The following is a 2492-nucleotide window of genomic DNA, read 5'->3' on the forward strand; positions in this document are numbered from 1 at the left end:
CTAATAATGAAGCACAGAAAGGATAGTAGAGTGAAAATTTCAAACCAACCAATAAAAAAACATATTTAATGCCTCAATTTCCGTTTTCAAGTGGCACAATAAAATAGCCACCCACAAGGGCAACCGAGCAAACGGCTGCCCCTTTTCTTTACTTACAGGCCGATAGAGGCCCCATGCCCCCAAAGCAGGATTGAAGAAAATCCCAAAACCCACTATAATGGAATGTAGGAAATGCACACCGCTGGTTAGTGATAGGATACTGGGATGCGGTGAGAAAGTTATGTGGCACAATGCCGCTAAAATAAATTTTGGAATAAATACCTATTTGTATTTCGGAGGTGCCTTGATGTCATTGAAGATTCCAGCAATACCTCAAATTAGTTTTTTCCTACGTACTACCAAGCCTTTTCACAGCGCCACAGCTGCTCAAGAGTTTTTGCATCTTATTTTAAGTTGTGGTGAACCGTACCGGCCTTTCAAATATGGTAATTCGGAACCTTTAAAAAAGTTCTTTGATGAAAGGGCTCTGGACGATGTAGTGGCGACCTGGTTGGGCGGTAAAAATTATTCGCAAGATATTTTAGAACGTGAATATCGTCAAGGCCAACTGATGATGAAAGGCAGGGCACCCAGTAAGGTTAATTATTTTATATCCTGGCGGAACTGGACTGACAAAATTTTGTTTAACTGCATTTGTGTTAATATATCAAAAGAATTCCTGAAGAAGGACGAAATAGAATTACACAAGTTTATCGAATTTTGTGATAACACAGTTCGTATGTTTCATCCGGTTCACGCAGAGATTTACGATTATACGGACTCTATTATCTGCACTTCCACAGATAATGCTTTGATACCCGATGATTTGTCGGTTAGATGTCCAGCATTAAAATGGCGGACTTATTTTGGCCCCCCATATATAGATCTTCTGGGGCGGGAAAACATTTTAAATGCACCATGCTGGAAAGTCGAGGAAGTTGGCGACACAATTGTATTGCAGTTGACAGAAAGCGTGTTCAAAGAAATTCCGCAAGAAATCCGTCAAAGAGTAGTCGATTATTTTGAACTCAATGTGGATGTTCAAATCCGCTCTAATTTAGGCAGCGGGTTTATCTTTCGCCCATATTCAGCATCAGACTATTACTCGAAATCAAAAAAATTAGTTCCGAACTTTCCCATACATGAACTGTTTGGTAAAGATTTGGATAAGAAAAAATATCCTAAAATGATTTAGTAAAAGTCTTTTAGCCCAGTACGAGTAAAACTAGAATAAGAATTTAATAGGCAAACGGCCTGGAGCATCTGCCGCACCCACAACACGGACTCCCGGCAGTTTCCCGCCGCCCTGCCGAGATCTGTTCCGCTGGATCAGGCTGACCACTTTCACCTAGAACCGCCAGGAGACTGCGTGTCACTTGCATGGGGCAGGCAATACCGCCAGCAGGCCAAAATCTAAAATGATAAGATTTAGTCGTAGTTTTGTACTGCATTTTCCTTAAACAATAGAGTGACAGTTCTAAGAGAGGAAGGAAACTGTATAAATGAAGTTTCACACACTTGTACTTGAAGGAGATAAAAATACTGAAAAGGAACAGAAAACTGAAAATCTTCCTAGATATTCAAAAAGTGCTTACTTGCACCGCAAGCAAATTGAGAACCGGCCTCCTTTGTTTAATAGAAGTTTCTATCTTTGCCGTATAATAGAAGAAGAACTTAGAGGGATTGATATTGATGGGAGCAGAGTGATCACAATTTGCGCCCATCAAAATCGTTTGCACCCTGGGAACGAAAAATATATCTGTGACAACTACTTTCATGTTTCTATATATTATCTGGAGCCAGAAGAAGTCTATGCACTGAATGAAGCAAAACAGGATATGGATTCCACGGTTATTGGGGAGATTTTGGAACATACTTTGATAGACATTGCCCATCGAAACAACTGTTCTGAGGATATTATTCAGAAAATGGAGAGTGCGTTCATTAGTATTGCCAATCATCATTTTATGCGAGAAGAACGTATTGACAAGTTAAGCAAGAGGGCAAAGGATACTGGCTTGGCTGCACACATATATCGTGTCCTTTCCGCAGAAGTAGGGGAAGCATGGTATGTGGAAATTATAGATCGAAAAGGTACTGTTATCTGTCAAGAAAATATGGGTACAAATCCTGACTATGTTGATAGATTAAACAGCCGCTTGTATGCAAAGGCTGCATGGCGTAAAAATACTTTTATGATTTTAGACCGTTTTGGTAATGAAGTATTTCATATCACTGTCCCAGCTTCGCTGATATAATTCTAATTTGTCAATACAGTACCCAACAAAACTCAATAGCCACCCACAAGGGCAGCCGAGAAATTGGCTGCCCCTTTTCTATGCAAAGGTAGTGTCAAGGATTTTGCGCAAATTGGTTTGCAGACCCTGGAATGAATGAAGTCAGCCAGCAATGGAGGCATCCTCAACGGCGGCCTCCAGGTGCTTCATGTTCAT

Annotated in this window: 2 protein-coding genes; both read left to right on the forward strand. The window is 40.6% G+C overall.

What is annotated here, in order from left to right; genetic code table 11:
• Nucleotides 1–346: 346 nt before the first annotated feature.
• The gene (locus B5F88_RS19090) at nucleotides 347–1234 is read left to right on the forward strand and encodes a hypothetical protein (RefSeq protein ID WP_087937007.1); all 888 of its coding nucleotides are present in this window, start codon (nucleotides 347–349) and stop codon (nucleotides 1232–1234) included.
• Between the two features lie 307 nt (nucleotides 1235–1541).
• A complete protein-coding gene (locus B5F88_RS19095; protein ID WP_087937008.1) occupies nucleotides 1542–2297 on the forward strand; it encodes a hypothetical protein in 756 nt (251 codons plus the stop codon).
• The last annotated feature ends 195 nt before the right edge of the window (nucleotides 2298–2492 follow it).

The organism is Flavonifractor sp. An306, from assembly GCF_002159455.1.
Classification (GTDB): domain Bacteria; phylum Bacillota; class Clostridia; order Oscillospirales; family Oscillospiraceae; genus Flavonifractor.

Coding starts and splice junctions, on each gene's coding strand:
- B5F88_RS19090 (WP_087937007.1), top strand. CDS start 347: ATGTCATTGAAGATTCCAGCAATACCTCAAATTAGTTTTTTCCTACGT.
- B5F88_RS19095 (WP_087937008.1), top strand. CDS start 1,542: ATGAAGTTTCACACACTTGTACTTGAAGGAGATAAAAATACTGAAAAG.